The following is a 15,166-nucleotide window of genomic DNA, read 5'->3' on the forward strand; positions in this document are numbered from 1 at the left end:
TCTGACAGGTTCGCCGTCCAGCGCGATCAGGCGGGGTGTTTGGCCATCAATCTGAACCGATGCAGCAGCGGTTCCGTATAGCCGTTGGGTTGGGCGACGCCTTCGAAGATCAGGGCGCGCGCGGCGCGGAAGGCGAGGCTGTTGGCGGGATCGGACGCCATGGGCCGGTACAGGGGATCGTCCGCGTTCTGCCCGTCGACCTTGGCCGCCATCCTCAGCAGCGCCGCATCGACCTGCTCCGCCGTGCAGACCCCGTGCAGCAACCAGTTGGCCATATGTTGGGAAGAGATGCGCAGTGTGGCGCGGTCCTCCATCAGGCCGACGTCGTGGATGTCGGGCACCTTGGAACAGCCGACGCCCTGGTCGATCCAGCGCACCACATAGCCGAGCAGCCCCTGGGCGTTGTTGTCCAGCTCCTCGGCGATTTCGGCCTCCGACCAGTTGCGACCCGCAGCCAGCGGCGGGGTCAGCAAATCCTCCAGGCCCGGGACCGGGCGGGCGGCGATCGTATCCCTCAGGGCGAAGACGTCGGTCTGGTGATAGTGCAGCGCGTGCAGGGTCGCCGCGGTCGGGCTGGGCACCCAGGCGGTGTTGGCCCCGGTCTTCGGATGAGCGGCCTTCTGCTCCAGCATTTCGGCCATGCGATCCGGCGCGGCCCACATGCCCTTGCCGATCTGGGCCCGGCCCGACAGGCCGCATTTCAGGCCGATGGCGACGTTGCGCGCCTCATAGGCGGCGATCCAGGCCGAGGACTTGATGTCGCCCTTGCGGACGACCGGCCCCGCCTGCATGGCGGTGTGGATCTCGTCGCCGGTGCGATCGAGGAAGCCCGTATTGATGAAGACGATCCGGTCCTTCACCGCATGGATGCAGGCGGCGAGGTTGGCAGAGGTGCGACGCTCCTCGTCCATGACCCCGACCTTGATGGTGTGCCGGGCCAGACCCAGCAGATCCTCGACCGCGTCGAACAGGGCGTCGGTGAAGGCGCACTCCCCGGGCCCGTGCATCTTGGGTTTGACGATATAGATCGAACCGGCCCGGCTGTTGCGGAACCGCCCCCGCCCCTTCAGGTCGTGCATCGCGATCAGCGAGGTGACGATGGCGTCCAGCATGCCCTCGGGCGCGTCGGTCCCATCCGGGAGTCGCGCCGCCGGCGTGGTCATCAGGTGGCCGACGTTGCGCACGAACAGCAGCGACCGGCCCGGCAGGGTCACGGTCGATCCGTCCGGCGCGGTGAACTGACGGTCGGGCGCGAGGGACCGCGTCATCGATTTCCCGCCCTTGTCGAAGGTCTCGCTGAGATCGCCCTTCATCAGGCCCAGCCAGTTGCGGTAGGCCGCCGTCTTGTCGGCGGCGTCGACCGCGGCGACCGAGTCCTCCAGATCGACGATGGTGCTGAGGGCCGATTCCAGCACGACGTCGGAAATCCCGGCCGGGTCGGACGCGCCGATCGGATGGCCCGGATCGAAAACGACCTCGATGTGCAGCCCGTTGTGCCGGAACAGCCTCGACCGGTCCGTCCGGCCGACGTACTGGTCCGGGTCGCGGATCGCGATGCCCTCGCCCGGGTCCGTCAGATCGGCCCAGCGGCCCTCGGCCAGCGGAACCGCCTCGTCGAGGAAGGCCCTGGCCCGGGCCACCACCCGCGCCCCGCGCGCCGCGTCATAGGGACCGGAAGCCGGCGCATCGCCCAACGCGTCCGTTCCATACAGGGCGTCATACAGACTGCCCCACCGCGCATTGGCGGCGTTCAGGACGAAGCGGGCGTTCAGGCTCGGCACGACCAGCTGCGGTCCGGCCAGGGTCGCGACCTCGGCGTCCACATCCCGTGTTCCGATGACGAAGGGCGCCGGCTCGTCGGCCAGATAGCCGATCTCGCGCAGGAAGGCGGTCGCGGCGGCGACATCGTAAGGCTGGCCTCGCCGCCCCACATGCCAGGCGTCGATCTGCGCCTGAAGATCGTCCCGGATGGCCAGCAGCCGCCGGTTCTCCGGCGCGAAACGGGCGAAGATCGCGGCGACGCCGGTCCAGAAGGCGTCGGGCTCAAGGCCCGTTCCCGGCAGCGCCTCGCCCTCGATGAAGGCGGCCAGTTCGTCGGCGACCTGAAGTCCGGCGCGCGGCGTCATCGGCATGGTGCACTCCTTGGGGACGGGCCTGAAACATTCCGTGATGACCCGACGGAAGTCGAGCGGATTTTGCACCGCAGCAACGGCCCCGTCAGTCGCGGGTGTCGAAGGCGTGTCGCGCCGTTTCGATCCGCTCCAGGTTCTTCTCCGCCCAGGTCCACACGCCGCAGAAGGCCTCCGCCAGCGTCAGGCCCAGATCGGTCAGCCGATATTCGACCTTGGGCGGGATGACCGGATGCACCGTTCGGATCACCAGTCCGTCGCGCTCCATCTGACGCAGGGTCTGGGTCAGCATCTTCTGGCTGATCCCGCCGACCAGATCGCCGATACGGCCGAAACGCTGTTCGCCGTGCTCGGTCAGAACCTCGAGGATCAGCATGGTCCACTTGTCGGCAATGCGCCCGATGACCTCGTTCACCAGCGCCTCGACCCGGGCATCGGCCGGCTCATTGGTGACGGGATGCGCAATTCTTCCGGTCGTCGGCACCGTCATATCCAAATCTCTCCATCAGGTAAGTACCGCCCTTCAGGGTGCCTACTTTCCATTGGTTAGCGTCAGATCTACCTCGTCTCCAGCGCTAGTGCATCCCCAGGGAGACGACCATGAACATTACCGGCAACACCATTCTGATCACCGGCGGCGGCTCCGGCATCGGCCGGGCCCTGGCCGAGGCCCTGCACGCGCGCGGCAACCAGGTCGTCATCACCGGCCGCCGCGAAGCCCCGCTCGCCGAAACCGTGGCCGCCAACCCCGGCATGGCCTTCGCGACCCTCGACGTCGCCGATTCCGCCGCCGTCCGCGACTTCGCCGCTCAGGTCGTGAAGGATCACCCGGCCCTCAATGTCCTCATCAACAACGCCGGCGTCATGAAGGTGGAGGACCTCAAGGCCGAACCCTTCGAGCTCGACATCGTCGAGGAAACTATCGCGACCAATCTGCTCGGTCCGATCCGTCTGACGGCCGCCCTGTTGCCGCACCTGCGCGCCCAAGCCGCCGCGACGGTGATGACGGTCTCGTCCGGCCTCGCCTTCATCCCCCTGGCCGCCACCCCGACCTACAGCGCCACCAAGGCGGCCATCCATTCGTGGAGCGAGTCGCTGCGCCACCAGCTGGCGGGGACGTCGGTCGAGGTGCTGGAGCTGGCGCCGCCGGCGGTCGCGACCGACCTGATGCCCGGTCATGCCGAGAACCCCAACTCCATGCCGCTGGCCGACTATACCGCCGAGGTCATCGGCCTGATCGAGCATCAGGACACGCCGCGCGGCGAAATCCTCGTCGAACGGGTCAAGCCGCTGCGGTTCGCCGAGGCCAACGACTACGCCGCCGTCTTCTCCATGTTGAACGGCCCGGCCTGATCCGCGGGACCACAGCCACAGGCGGACGAGCGCCCGTCTCTCTTGCCTGTGGCCGTCACTGGCGCATGCTGGCGCCATGACAATCGCCTACCTCCGCCTTCACTGGCCGATTCTGCTGGTCATCGCCGTCGCCGTCTCCAGCCTGGTCTGGCCGATCGGCGGCGGCTGGCTGTCGCGGCTGGCGCTCGGCTGGGACATTGGCGTCGGCCTCTTCCTCGTCGAATGCGTCTTCAAGCTCCTCCGCGCCCGGTCGGCCGACGACATCCGCGAGCGGGCGGCGGCGCTGGACGAAGCCGGCGGCGCGGTCCTTCCTCTGGCGCTGTTCGCGGCGCTCGCCAGCATCGCCGTGGTCGTGGGCGAGGCCGTCCAGGTCGCCGGGGACAAGGATCAGGCGGGCGGGGCGGCGGTGCTCGGCCTGGCGACCGTGGCCCTGTCGTGGACCTTCGTGCACGCCATCTTCGCCTTTCATTACGCCCATGAATACTACGCTCCGGCCGCGCCCGGCGGCCGCGCCAAGGACAAGACCAAGGACCGCGGCGGCCTGATCTTCCCGGGCGGCGAGGACCCGGACTACTGGGACTTCGTACACTTCTCGACGATCATCGGCGTGGCCCAGCAGACGGCCGACATCCAGATTTCGGACAAGGCGCTGCGCCGCACGACGACCGTGCACAGCATCGCGGCCTTCCTCTTCAACACCGTCATCGTCGCCCTGACAGTGAATATGGCGGTCACCCTGCTGGGGGGCGGTTAACCCCCGCGCCTTGACTTGGCCGCATTGGAAGCCCAGTTACGCTGCGTCGCACAATTGCGATTACCGGCGCCTCCAGCGCGTGTGGGTCTTCCGAATTTCGAAGACCTGACTGTAGCAGTCGCCGGTTCCTCAAGATTCATTCGCTGCCCGGACACGCGGGGCGGCGCCCGATCCACCCCGAAGGTCTCCTCCCCGAGACCCTGTCGGGACTGGCGGTGCGCGGCCTTATCGGCGTTGAGCCATGGCTGATGCGCGTCGCCGCATACGCGAAAGAAGCCGCTCACATGAGCAAGACATTCGACACCTTCGGCCTGAACCCCGCCCTGCTGCAGGCGCTGGCCTCCGAAGGCTACACCACGCCTACGCCGATCCAGGCCCAGGCCATTCCGGACGTGATGCTGGGCAAGGACCTGCTGGGCATCGCCCAGACCGGCACCGGCAAGACCGCCGCCTTCGCCCTGCCGATCCTGCACCGCCTGGCCGCCAACCGCATTCCGCCCGTGCCCCGCACGACGCGCGTCCTGATCCTGTCGCCGACCCGCGAACTGGCCAGCCAGATCGCCGAAAGCTTCAAGAGCTACGGCAAACACCTGGGCTTCCGCGTCGCCGTCATCTTCGGCGGCGTGAAGTACGGGCCGCAGGAACGCGCCCTTCAACAGGGCCTCGACGTGCTGGTCGCCACCCCCGGCCGTCTGCTGGATCATATGCAGCAGAAGACCCTGGACCTCAGCCAGACGGAAATCTTCGTCCTCGACGAAGCCGACCAGATGCTGGACCTGGGCTTCGTCAAGCCGATCCGCCAGATCGTCAGCCGCATCCCGGCCAAGCGCCAGAACCTGTTCTTCTCGGCCACCATGCCGACCGAGATCGGCAAGCTGGCCGGCGAACTGCTCAAGGACCCGGTCAAGGTCTCGGTGACGCCCCAGGCCACCACGGTCCAGCGCATCAGCCAGTCGATCATCCACATCGAACAGGGCCGCAAGCGCGCCCTGCTGACCGAGATGTTCGCCGATCCGGGCTACACCCGCTGCCTGGTCTTCACCAAGACCAAGCACGGCGCCGACAAGGTCGCGGCCTATCTGGAAGCCGGCGGCGTCGAAGCCGGCGCCATCCACGGCAACAAGAGCCAGCCCCAGCGTGAACGCACCCTGGCCGCCTTCAAGGCCGGCAAGCTGCGCGTTCTGGTCGCCACCGACATCGCCGCCCGCGGCATCGACGTGGACGGCGTATCGCATGTGCTGAACTTCGAACTGCCCTATGTGCCGGAAGCCTATGTGCACCGCATCGGCCGTACGGCCCGCGCCGGCGCCGACGGCACGGCCATCAGCTTCGTGGCCGGCGACGAAATGAAGCTGCTGCGCGACATCGAAAAGGTCACGCGTCAGAAGATCCCCTCGACCGACCGCCGCAACGACAAGTCGCTGGCCCTGCTGGACCAGTCGATCATGGCCTCGGGCGTCAAGTCCAAGGCGACGATGCCGGACCGCGAGGAACGCGAAGGCGATCGGAACGGGCGCGGCGGGCCGCGCAACCGCAACCCGCGCCGCGACGGCGTCAAGCTGGAAGGCGGCGGGCAACCGCACCGCGTCCGCAAGGCCGGCCCGGGCCGCGACGCCCGCCCGACGCCCGAGCGGTCGTTCGATCCGATGGCGCGCGAGCGTCCGCGCTCGACCAACAACGACCCGCGCCACACCTCGGCCCCGGCCGAGACCAAACCGGCCGGCGAGATCAAGCGCCGTCCCCGCAGCCGCCGCCCGTCCAACGGCGGCAAGGGGTACGTGGCCAAGGGCTAGACCCCGACGCCGCACACAGAACGCCCGCCGGATCGCTCCGGCGGGCGTTGTCGTGTTTGCGGATTGGAGCCAAGGTCCGCTCCCGACCCATTGCGGACGTTGATAGGCAGACGGTGACAGTCTCCTTCAAGGTATGCCGAGCACTCCGACCATCAGCTTCCCTCCCGCGCTTTCCAGTATCGAGGTTCTCGATGACCGTGGACTACGGGTCACGGTGCGCGAGTTGCCTGGGGACGGTGCTCCCGATGACGACAGCTACGAACTGGAATGGGAGGTCGTTGTCGGCTTCCTTGTTCGGGGTGACCCTTTTCCGAACTCCGGGCCAAGCACCAAGACGTTGAGCGATGCGGGACCGGCAACTGCGTTCCTGGACTTGATCCGATCCACTAGCCACGCGGAGCCAGATTATGTCGCGGCTATGCAGGGCGTGCCGCCAATAACGGTGGAACTTCGGCATTGGGTAGTCGCTACGACGGAAGCCCTAATAGACGTCGCTGCGACCTATGGACCGACTGTGCGCCTGTTGCCGCGCGATGTCCGCTAACCCCCCATAGCGGACGTTCGACGAGTCCGCTTTTTGGCCAGTAGCCAGTAGCCAGTGCAAGAGGCGAGGGCATGGGGGAACGTCCGCTCCTGACTTATTCGAGACGTTCGGAACGCCCGCTACCGGGCGGCTCGCTGGTTCGCTTCCACCACGGCGCCAAGAAGGATCCGCCGGACGAGATGGCCTAGCGGGGGCGGCAATTCTTGATCGACGTGATGAACGCCGAACCCCACCGCCTGAGATCGCCCCCGTTCGAGTTGATCTCCATCGACGCGGTGTATCCGTCCGGCTGACGGACCGAGGCCGTCAACGTGTACCGATCCCCATCTGCGCTGGGGATCGGTGAAGGTTCGCCTATCCCTGGGACGCTGACTGTTGCCGCACCTCTGGTAGCGAGAGTTTCCAATCCGGTTCTGATGGCGGGACAATTCTCGGAACTGACTGAGAATTCGTCCTCGCCTTCCTTGAACGTCGCCCAGTAGATCGGCTGGGCGCGTGTGCTGCCGCGGCCGATCGAGAACGTCACCTCCGTAACCTCGGTCGAAAAAGACGGAACTACCGTCAACCGCGCGAACTGCGCCGGGCCCAAGGGAGCTCCACTTTGCTGACCAGCAGCAAGCATAGCGGCGGAAACGAGGAGGCCGAAATTAGTCATTAGGATCCACACGGCATTGCATCAGGGTTCACCTTCACAAGCCTTTCAGTCGAACCCCAGTTCCCGCCCTTCCAAACGTGGATGAGGTTGGTGACATCTTCGTATGAGATTGACTGCATGCCAACATACATTCTCAGGTGGGACATGTCCCCGCCCTCATTGGTCCCGCGCTGCCAAATGGCATTGTAGACGGCAGACCAATCGTAGTGATTGATCGGGCTCTGAAGATCGCCAGACGGGTGGGTGTGAAAATACCCGACTATCTGAGTGAAATCGAGGCCGGTTTCATCCAGCACCGGTCCTTCGCCGCCCCGGGACCGGCCTTCAACCTCTCGAACCTGATGCTCCCGTCAGGTTGCCGTACTAGGAATGCTGCGTATTCTCTCGTAGCGAAAGCTTCACCGGCCAAGCCGACCAGACGGTGGACCTCCTTCATTGCGGCGGCGGCTGCAGCATCAGCGTCGATCTCGGCTCGTTTCACAGGATCATCGCAAGGAGCCAGCCCTGTAGGCTCTTCGATCTCCCCATGTCGCCACCCGGCAATGGACCTGAGTCAGTGATGACGTCCGGCGGAAACGGAGAGGTTGAGTTGGCCGGCAGTCGGTGTCCGACGACCTCGATGCCAGGGAGATCGTCTACTGGCGGGGCAGGATCTTGCGGCATGACTTCCTTCTCTCGAACTTCAGATACGATCGGCAGGGCTCTTTTCAGAGAACCTTTTGCCCGACCGATAGCCAACCTGTGATCATGGCTTCTCTTGTCGCATTGCTCGCTATAGTTAGGGCCATCACTCCGGTGGGGCGGGCGGCGACGTTATGGTGGCGCTGAAAGTCAATGGAGAGAGCCGCCAGACCAGTGTTCGTTGCACCCGACCGGCTTCACCTCCCGCAGTGAACTATCGAGCCCTGCAGCTCCCATAGGATTTCTCTCCGGCCTCCCGGTTTGCGGACCGGGACGTCCGCTTTCCACCCATAGCCGACGTTCAGAGAGTCCGCTTCCGGTCGAAAGCGAAAACGCCCGCCGGATCACTCCGGCGGGCGTTTCAATGGCTCGAAGGCCGGCCGATCAGGCGGCGGCGCTGACCGGCGCCGGGGCCGAGGTTTCCGACGGGTCGCGCAGCACATAGCCGCGGCCCCAGACGGTCTCGATATAGTGTTTGCCGCCGGCGGCCGTGGCCAGCTTCTTGCGCAGCTTGCAGATGAAGACGTCGATGATCTTCAGCTCGGGCTCGTCCATGCCGCCGTACAGGTGGTTCAGGAACATTTCCTTGGTCAGGGTGGTGCCCTTGCGGAGCGAGAGCAGCTCCAGCATCTGGTATTCCTTGCCCGTCAGATGGACGCGGTGGCCGTGCACCTCGACCGTCTTGCCGTCCAGGTTCACGGCGATCTCGCCGGTGTGGATGATGGCCTGGGCGTGACCCTTGGAGCGGCGGACCACGGCGTGGGTGCGCGCGATCAGCTCGTCCTTGTGGAAGGGCTTGGTCATGTAGTCGTCGGCGCCGCCGCCGAAGGTCTTGACCTTGGTCTCGATCTCCGAGGTTCCGGACAGGATCATCACCGGGGTGTTGACCTTGCCGACGCGCAACTGGCGCAGAACCTCAAGACCGTTCATGTCGGGCAGGTTGAGGTCGAGCAGGATCAGGTCGTAGTCGTAGATCTTCCCGAGATCGATACCCTCTTCGCCGAGGTCGGTCGTGTAGACGTTGAAGCCTTCCGACTTCAGCATCAACTCGATGCTCTGCGCGGTCGCGTGATCGTCTTCGATAAGCAGAACGCGCATTGATGCCCCTCCAGGCAAAGCTTGACAGTAGCTCCCGACATCCGATGCCGGGTAACCTTGTTCGGGAGTTAACCGAGTAAAAACTTAAGAAAGGTTAACGCCACTCCATTGAGGCGAATCGTAGGCTGATTTGCGAATCGGCGTCGAGAGTCCTGAGTCAAGCGGACGCATTTTCCTCCGGCGCCGGCGGTTCCCCGGGTCCGCCTACGTCCGGATTCGACGCAGGAGAGGATTATATTCCTATCTTGAGCCAGACGCCCGGGTAACCGGCGTCGGCGGAAGACGGGAGTTATGGAATGAATGACACGTATCGCGTGCCGGTCGCGGACGGGGACCGGATTCGCGCGGGCCTGGCGATCCAGCTGGTGGCGGCCGCGACGGGAGTGACGGCCGAGCGGATGCGGGCCCAGGTCCGGCTGGGCGGGACGGAGTGCCGTGCGCGCTGGCTGGCCATGTATCTGGCCTACATCACCTTCGGCTGGCCGCTGGAAAGGGTCGCCCACGCCTTCGGACTGAACCGGGCGACAGCCGCGGCCGCCTGCCGATGGGCCGAGGACGAGCGGGACCGTCCGACGCTGGACGCGATGCTGGACCGGCTGGAGCGCTGCGTGCGCGAGGTGCTGGATGCGCCGCTGTGCGAGGTGCCCGCGTGAGCCTTGCCGCAGTGGTGGACCGGGCCCGACGTCTGCTCGCGCGACGGTATGGCTGGATCGAGGCCGCGCCCGGCGGCTATGGCCTGAGGGTCGGCCGGGATCGGCGCGCCCGCATCCTTCTGACCGTCGACGAGGCGGTCTTCCGGCAGTTGGCCGAAAAGCCGGGGCTCAGGATCCGGGCGGGCGGCGGCTGGGTGGCGCGCGCCGCCCCGTCCGCCGTCCCGCCGACGCCGGCGGCGGGACGGCCCGGGTTGATCGAGGGCGTTCGTGCGGTGATGGAAGGGGACGGCGCCATGATCATGCGACGGGCCAATCTCGGCCATTCGGCGATCGCCTGGCTGGCGCGTCACCGGGACCCGGACGGCCGCTCCTGGCTGGAGCCCGCCGAAATCGCCGCCGCCGATCGTCTGGCCCGGGAGGCCGAGGCGGCCTTGCGCGGCCCGTCCCTCACCATGCGGTGGGACGCCCTGCCCCGGTCCGGGGCCGGCGGTGATGCGCCCGGGCGAGCCGGTCCCGGCGTCTCCGCCCTCGCCGCGGCCCGCCGGGTCGAGACGGCGCTCGCGGCCTGCGGACCCGCGCGCAGCATGGTCGAGGCTGTCTGCATCCGCGCCTCGGCGCTGCAGGCGGCGGAGCAGGATCTCGGCCTGGGCCGGCGGCGCGGCAAGACCCTGCTGAAGACCGGGCTGGCCGCCCTGGCGGCTCACTACCGCATCGGCTGACCGGCCGGAGAACCGTCGCAGCCGGTGATGGACGGCTAGGTCCGCGTCGCGGACGCCGCGGCGTCGCGAATCCGTCCGACCATGGCGTTCAGGCCGTTGGCGCGCTGACGCGTCAGGGCCGACGGCAGACCCAGGCGATCAAGCGCGGCGCGGGCGTCGAAGGCGAGGATCTCGTCCGGTCGACGGTCTGAATACAATTTGAGCAGCAGGGCGATGTTTCCCTTCGACAGGGCGCTGTCGCTGTCGGCGAGGAAGACCAGGCGCCCGTCCCGGGGCCGTACGGCCAGCCACACCTGGGCGGCGCAGCCGGGCACCTTGTTGGCGTCGGTGCGGTCCGCGTCCGGCAAGGGCTCCAGGTCCTTGCCCAGGTCGATGACGTATTCGATCCGGCCCTCCCAGTCGCCCAGCAGGTCGAATTCCTCCACCAGCTCGGCCAGCACATCGTCGATGGAGGGATCAGCACTCATACGGGCCAGATAGGCCGGGCTGGCGTTAACGACAACCTCGCGACCTGTCCCCGGAAAAGCGGCCTGGCGGGCCGCGCCCAGTCGCCTGGAACGCGTGCGTGCTTTGGACGACTCAGCCGCAAGGCTAGGCTGGCGGGCCCGCCGGCATGATCCGGCTTCTTTCGTCGCACCCTTGATCCAGTCCGCCCGCCCCGAGCCCAGGCCTGCCACCGACCCCGACCGGGGCGATCGCCCCGCGCTGGCCGCCTGGCATGCCGGCTGGGCCGTGGCCGCCGCCCTGCTCGCGCTCGGCGGGCGCTGGATCGGCGGGATCGACGGCCCGGTCTTTTACGGCGTGCTGGCCATGGTGGCGCCGGGCCTGACGGGCCTCGGCCTGTTGCGGCGCGACGGGGCCGGCGAGCGAATGACGCTGCTGGGCGTCTGGGGCCTGGCGGCCTTCCTGTCCGCCGCCCTGTCCGGCGGCCTGACCGGTCCTCTGGCCGGCTTCGTTTTCCTGCCGCTGGCGGCGGGCATCGCCCTGGGTGGAACCCGGCCTGTCCAGGTCGGCGCCCTGGCCGTGGGCCTGGCCGCCCTCGCCGGACTGGTATCAGCCTGGGCAGGGATGAGAGGCCTCCACCTTCCCGCCCTGGCGGCGATTTCGGCGCTCCTGACGGCCGGGGCGGCCGCCCTGGCGGTCCGTCTGTCCTGGCGGCAGCGCGAAGCGCGCCTCGAGGCCGCCGAGGCCGACGCCGCCCGGATCGAAACCCTGCTGGCGGCCCAGCCGGGGTTGATGCTGGTTCTGGAACCGTCGGGCCGGGTCGTGGCGGCCTATGGCGCGCCGCCGGCCTATCTGCCGGTGGACCCGTTGTTCGAAAGCGGCCTGGTCGCCGCGGTGCACGCGCCCGACCGCCCCCGCGTGCTGGGCGCGATGGAACGGGCCATGGGCGGCCACGACGGCATGGCCGTCTTCGCCCCGCGTCTGGCGCTGGACCGCCGGGCGCAGATGATCGTCCGCCGGCTCGACGACGCCTCCGGTCCGCGACTGGTCGCACAGGTCTTCGACGCCACCGCCCAGTACGCCCGCGAACTGGGTCTCGAGGTCGCGCGCAACGAGGCCGAGGCCCGCGAAGCCGGCAAGACCCGCTTCCTGGCCAATATGAGCCATGAACTGCGCACGCCCCTGAACGCCGTGCTGGGCTTCTCGGACATCATGCGTCAGCGCATCTTCGGCCCCCTGCCCGACCGCTACGGCGAATACGCCGCCAACATCCACGAGGCCGGCGGCCACCTGCTGGACCTGATCAACGACCTGCTGGACGTCGCCAAGATCGAGGCCGAGCGCTACACCCTGACGCTGGAGCGGTTCGACGCCCGCGAGACCGTGTCCGCCGCCATGGCGCTGGTCCGGGTCAACGCCGACGACAAGGGCGTCAGCCTTTCCAGCGTCCTGCCCGGCGATCCGGTCGAGGTCTCGGCCGATCGGCGCGCGTTGAAACAGATCACCCTGAACCTGCTGTCCAATGCGGTGAAGTTCACGCCTCCGGGCGGGACGATCACCGTGACGGTCGAAGCCGTCGGGCCCTACCTTGAGGTCGTCGTGGCGGACACCGGCGTGGGCATCGCGCCCGAGGACGTGCGCCGTCTGGGCCGGCCGTTCGAACAGGCCGGCGAGATCGAGCAGCGGCGGCAGGGCACCGGTCTGGGCCTGTCGCTGGTGCGCGCCTTCGCCGAATTGCACGGCGGCCGGATGAGCATCGACAGCACCCTGGGCGAGGGCACGGCGGTGACGGTGCGTCTGCCCGTCGCCCTGGTGGCGCGGGCGGCGGCGCCGGAGGGCGGAGCCGAAATCATTCCGATGCCTGTGAAGGGCGGCGGCTAGCGCCTAGAGCAAACCCATCGCCAGGAAGGCGCGGCCGGCGGCGAAATCGCCCGCTTCGAATTTCGCCGTGGCGACGCTGCCGTCCCGAAAATGGAATTCTATGGCGAAGGTTTCGCGCGGATCAAGACGCTCCAGAGCGGCGGCGGTCGCGGCGGGGAAACGCCATGCCTCGCCGGCGCGGCGCCCGGCAGCCAGCAGTCCGCGATCGGCCGGCGCCACGCCGGCGGCCCACAGGCTGGCGCGCGACGCCGCCGGGACCAGACCGTCCCCGGCCAGCCAGGCGCGCGGAACCCTGGCGGGATCGCGCAGCACGATCCGCGCGGCGTAGGGCCGTGAGCGTCCGACGAAACTGACCACGGCGACCAGATCCTGTTCGTCGCCCTCGCCGGCATAGCCGAAGGCGACCGGGGAGGCGCCCACGACCGATGTCTGTTGCAGCCGCCAGCTGGCGCGCGTCGACCCCATGCGGTTGGCCGTCCAGTCCGCCCGCCCCCCCGGGAAGGTCATACGGGGCGTCCGCAGCCAGCCCGAGAAGGCGTCGTCGACGCGGCCCTTGACCGTCGCCAGCTGGGGATCGCGACAAGAGACGGCGTGGGCGCGCGCGCGGGCGCGGGCGGCGGTGGCGCTGAGGTCGGCCTCGGCGGCGCCGGACCGCAGGGCGGCGCCCCGGGCCTGGGCCGTCGCGGCGCCGAGAGCGGCGTCGATGCGCGTGTCGAACAGGCCGCAACGCTGGTCGGCGGCGACCATGAAGGCGCGCTCGTAATAGGTGTCGGCGGGCCCGGCCCGGGCCGCGTCGGGCAGACACAGGACGGCCGCCGCCAGGATCGCGGCTTTGGTCTTCAGGGCGGTCTGGCCTATCGTCATGGGGCGCACCCTACGCGCCGCGCGTTCCGGTACGGTTTCCGAGCAGGGTTATCAAAGTGCTTCTTTCCAGCGACCTTTGGGTGTCCGCCCTGATCCGACGCGCCGAGCTGGCAGGGGCCTTCGCCACGGTCGCGCGCAAGGGCGACGCGCGGGCGGGGACCGTCATCGTCAAGGCGTTCGACACCTCCACCCGGCGCGCCAGACTCTATAGTGAGGCGTTCGGTCCCGACGGCGAGCGTCTGTGGATGCAGCCGGTCGAGAGCGAGTCCGAAAGCGAGCTGGACGCCTACATCCAGCGCCAGGCCGGCTACGACCCCGACATCTGGGTGGTCGAGATCGAGGACCGCGAGGGCCGCCACTTCATCACCGAGAAGGTCGCCGTCTGATCCCTGGCGCCGCTATGGAAACCGGCGGGTTAACGCCGCCGCCGCCAGTGCGAAATGCTTAACCGCGTTCGGGAACGGAACCGCAAGCGCCTTGGCCTAGGGTCGTCATCAACGGGCCGAAAACGAGCCCGGCGATGGTGGGTGTTGTCGATGCTCTTTCTTCTCAACGACGTTGTGTTCGACCTGGATGAGGCCTCCCCGGTCACGCCCGGCGACGCGCGCCGGTTCGAGAACCTGGACCTGGACTATGTCCTGGAGCTGGGCTGCGAGCTGTTCGCCGAGGACCCTCTGATGCACAAGACCGATCCGCAACGGGCGCGCCGTCTGGCCTGGCTGATCCACGACCGGTCGCCCGAGGTCAACGCCGCCCTGTTCGCCGCGCCCGCCGTCGGCTGCGACCCCGCGCTGGTCGAACCGCAGTTCTGCGCCCTGCCCGCCGCCATCATGCGCCAGCTGAAGACGCGGGCCGCCCAGGGCAAGCTGGACGCCGTCGCCGCTGATCGCGCGGTCTGGATGCGCCTGGCGGCTTGAGGCGGTCCCGGCGTCCACAACCTTGGACAGCATCGGCGCGGCCAGTTGGGGTGCCCTCCTGAGTTTGGGGGACGGCCTTGCGTTTATCGAAATTCCTGCGAGGCGCCGGATTGGCGCTGTGCGCCGGGGGCCCCGGACTACCCCAACGACAATGACCTCCTGACCTGGTTCAAGGCGCTTGAGCTCGCGCCGCAGCTTTCGTCGGTCCGGCTGGGCTATGCCCGCGCCATGATGCAGGCGGGCGAATTCGCCGAGGCCATCACGCTGCTGGGGCCGCTGGCCAATTCCCCGCATGGCGGATCGGCGTCCGAGGCGGCCCGGTCCCTGATCGTACTGGCGCGGGCGGGGCAGCCGCCGCTGTCCGCCGATGAACTGGAGGACGCGGCCGAGGCCGGCGCGGCGCCGACCGGGCCGGAGCCGGACGCGCCCGTCCCTGATCCGGGATCAGAGCCGGCGGCGGAGCCCGGAGCGGCGGCTACACCAGCACGTTGAAAACCACATGCACGACCGTGGCGCCGAGCACGATCACGCCGAAGCCGACGATCAGTGAAATGGCGGGATGGGGCCCGTCGTGCCCGGTCGTCGGATCAGGCGGCGGATCCACAGGGTGGTTCAGGGCCATGGCCGTTCCTTCGTTTCCAAAGGCGGCGCCCGATTGCGTGACCGGGTCGTCTCGCCTGA

The 15,166-nt window shown here is 68.1% G+C and carries 15 protein-coding genes; 9 read left to right on the forward strand and 6 right to left on the reverse strand.

Annotated elements, in window-relative coordinates; all coding sequences use genetic code 11:
* Window positions 1-26: 26 nt before the first annotated feature.
* Both VN378_RS14885 and VN378_RS14890 read right to left on the reverse strand, forming a co-directional pair.
* Window positions 27-2,132 (reverse strand): malate synthase G, encoded by a 2,106-nt coding sequence (locus tag VN378_RS14885; protein ID WP_414642260.1) that lies wholly within the window; start codon window positions 2,130-2,132, stop codon window positions 27-29.
* A gap of 85 nt (window positions 2,133-2,217) precedes the next feature.
* Window positions 2,218-2,619, reverse strand: a complete 402-nt coding sequence (locus VN378_RS14890; protein ID WP_325744342.1) for a helix-turn-helix domain-containing protein — start codon at window positions 2,617-2,619, stop codon at window positions 2,218-2,220.
* Between the two features lie 110 nt (window positions 2,620-2,729).
* Here VN378_RS14890 and VN378_RS14895 point away from each other — a divergent pair, with 110 nt between their 5' ends.
* The 3 genes from VN378_RS14895 (at window position 2,730) to VN378_RS14905 (ending at window position 6,029) form a co-directional block, all read left to right on the forward strand.
* On the forward strand, window positions 2,730-3,482 hold the full coding sequence (locus tag VN378_RS14895) for an SDR family oxidoreductase (RefSeq protein ID WP_325744343.1): 753 nt from the start codon (window positions 2,730-2,732) through the stop codon (window positions 3,480-3,482).
* 76 nt (window positions 3,483-3,558) lie between these two features.
* Window positions 3,559-4,236, forward strand: coding sequence for a DUF1345 domain-containing protein (locus VN378_RS14900; RefSeq protein WP_325744344.1), 678 nt, complete (start codon window positions 3,559-3,561; stop codon window positions 4,234-4,236).
* A gap of 284 nt (window positions 4,237-4,520) precedes the next feature.
* Complete coding sequence (locus VN378_RS14905; RefSeq protein ID WP_325744345.1) at window positions 4,521-6,029, forward strand: DEAD/DEAH box helicase; 1,509 nt, start codon at window positions 4,521-4,523, stop codon at window positions 6,027-6,029.
* A gap of 2,264 nt (window positions 6,030-8,293) precedes the next feature.
* Here the strand turns inward: VN378_RS14905 and ctrA are convergent.
* Window positions 8,294-9,007 carry a response regulator transcription factor CtrA gene (ctrA, locus tag VN378_RS14910; RefSeq protein WP_300465993.1) on the reverse strand — a complete coding sequence of 238 codons (714 nt, stop codon included), beginning with the start codon at window positions 9,005-9,007 and terminating at the stop codon, window positions 8,294-8,296.
* Window positions 9,008-9,303: 296 nt separating this feature from the next.
* Here ctrA and VN378_RS14915 point away from each other — a divergent pair, with 296 nt between their 5' ends.
* Complete coding sequence (locus VN378_RS14915; RefSeq protein WP_325744346.1) at window positions 9,304-9,660, forward strand: chromosomal replication initiator DnaA; 357 nt, start codon at window positions 9,304-9,306, stop codon at window positions 9,658-9,660.
* Window positions 9,657-10,379 (forward strand): DUF6456 domain-containing protein, encoded by a 723-nt coding sequence (locus tag VN378_RS14920; protein WP_325744347.1) that lies wholly within the window; start codon window positions 9,657-9,659, stop codon window positions 10,377-10,379. The genes VN378_RS14915 and VN378_RS14920 overlap by 4 nt, the downstream gene beginning before the upstream one ends.
* 35 nt (window positions 10,380-10,414) lie before the next feature.
* Here VN378_RS14920 and VN378_RS14925 read toward each other — a convergent pair whose 3' ends face one another.
* Entirely contained in the window at window positions 10,415-10,846 is a 432-nt protein-coding gene (locus tag VN378_RS14925; protein WP_325744348.1) for a SufE family protein, read from the reverse strand.
* 172 nt (window positions 10,847-11,018) lie between these two features.
* Here VN378_RS14925 and VN378_RS14930 point away from each other — a divergent pair, with 172 nt between their 5' ends.
* Window positions 11,019-12,704, forward strand: a complete 1,686-nt coding sequence (locus VN378_RS14930; protein WP_325744349.1) for a HAMP domain-containing sensor histidine kinase — start codon at window positions 11,019-11,021, stop codon at window positions 12,702-12,704.
* Between the two features lie 3 nt (window positions 12,705-12,707).
* Here VN378_RS14930 and VN378_RS14935 read toward each other — a convergent pair whose 3' ends face one another.
* A complete protein-coding gene (locus tag VN378_RS14935) occupies window positions 12,708-13,568 on the reverse strand; it encodes a hypothetical protein (RefSeq protein ID WP_325744350.1) in 861 nt (286 codons plus the stop codon).
* Between the two features lie 56 nt (window positions 13,569-13,624).
* Between VN378_RS14935 and VN378_RS14940 the strand changes: the two genes are divergently transcribed.
* The 3 genes from VN378_RS14940 to VN378_RS14950 all read left to right on the forward strand — a co-directional run bounded on the left by VN378_RS14940 (window position 13,625) and on the right by VN378_RS14950 (window position 14,977).
* A complete protein-coding gene (locus tag VN378_RS14940) occupies window positions 13,625-13,954 on the forward strand; it encodes a DUF1491 family protein (protein WP_325744351.1) in 330 nt (109 codons plus the stop codon).
* Between the two features lie 150 nt (window positions 13,955-14,104).
* Window positions 14,105-14,485 (forward strand): hypothetical protein, encoded by a 381-nt coding sequence (locus tag VN378_RS14945; RefSeq protein WP_325744352.1) that lies wholly within the window; start codon window positions 14,105-14,107, stop codon window positions 14,483-14,485.
* Window positions 14,486-14,530: 45 nt separating this feature from the next.
* Window positions 14,531-14,977: a tetratricopeptide repeat protein gene (locus tag VN378_RS14950; protein ID WP_325744353.1), complete on the forward strand. Its 447-nt coding sequence runs from the start codon at window positions 14,531-14,533 to the stop codon at window positions 14,975-14,977.
* Here the strand turns inward: VN378_RS14950 and VN378_RS14955 are convergent.
* Entirely contained in the window at window positions 14,961-15,107 is a 147-nt protein-coding gene (locus VN378_RS14955) for a hypothetical protein (RefSeq protein WP_325744354.1), read from the reverse strand. The genes VN378_RS14950 and VN378_RS14955 overlap by 17 nt on opposite strands.
* Window positions 15,108-15,166 lie beyond the last annotated feature (59 nt).

Source organism: Brevundimonas sp. (assembly GCF_035561115.1).
Classification (GTDB): domain Bacteria; phylum Pseudomonadota; class Alphaproteobacteria; order Caulobacterales; family Caulobacteraceae; genus Brevundimonas.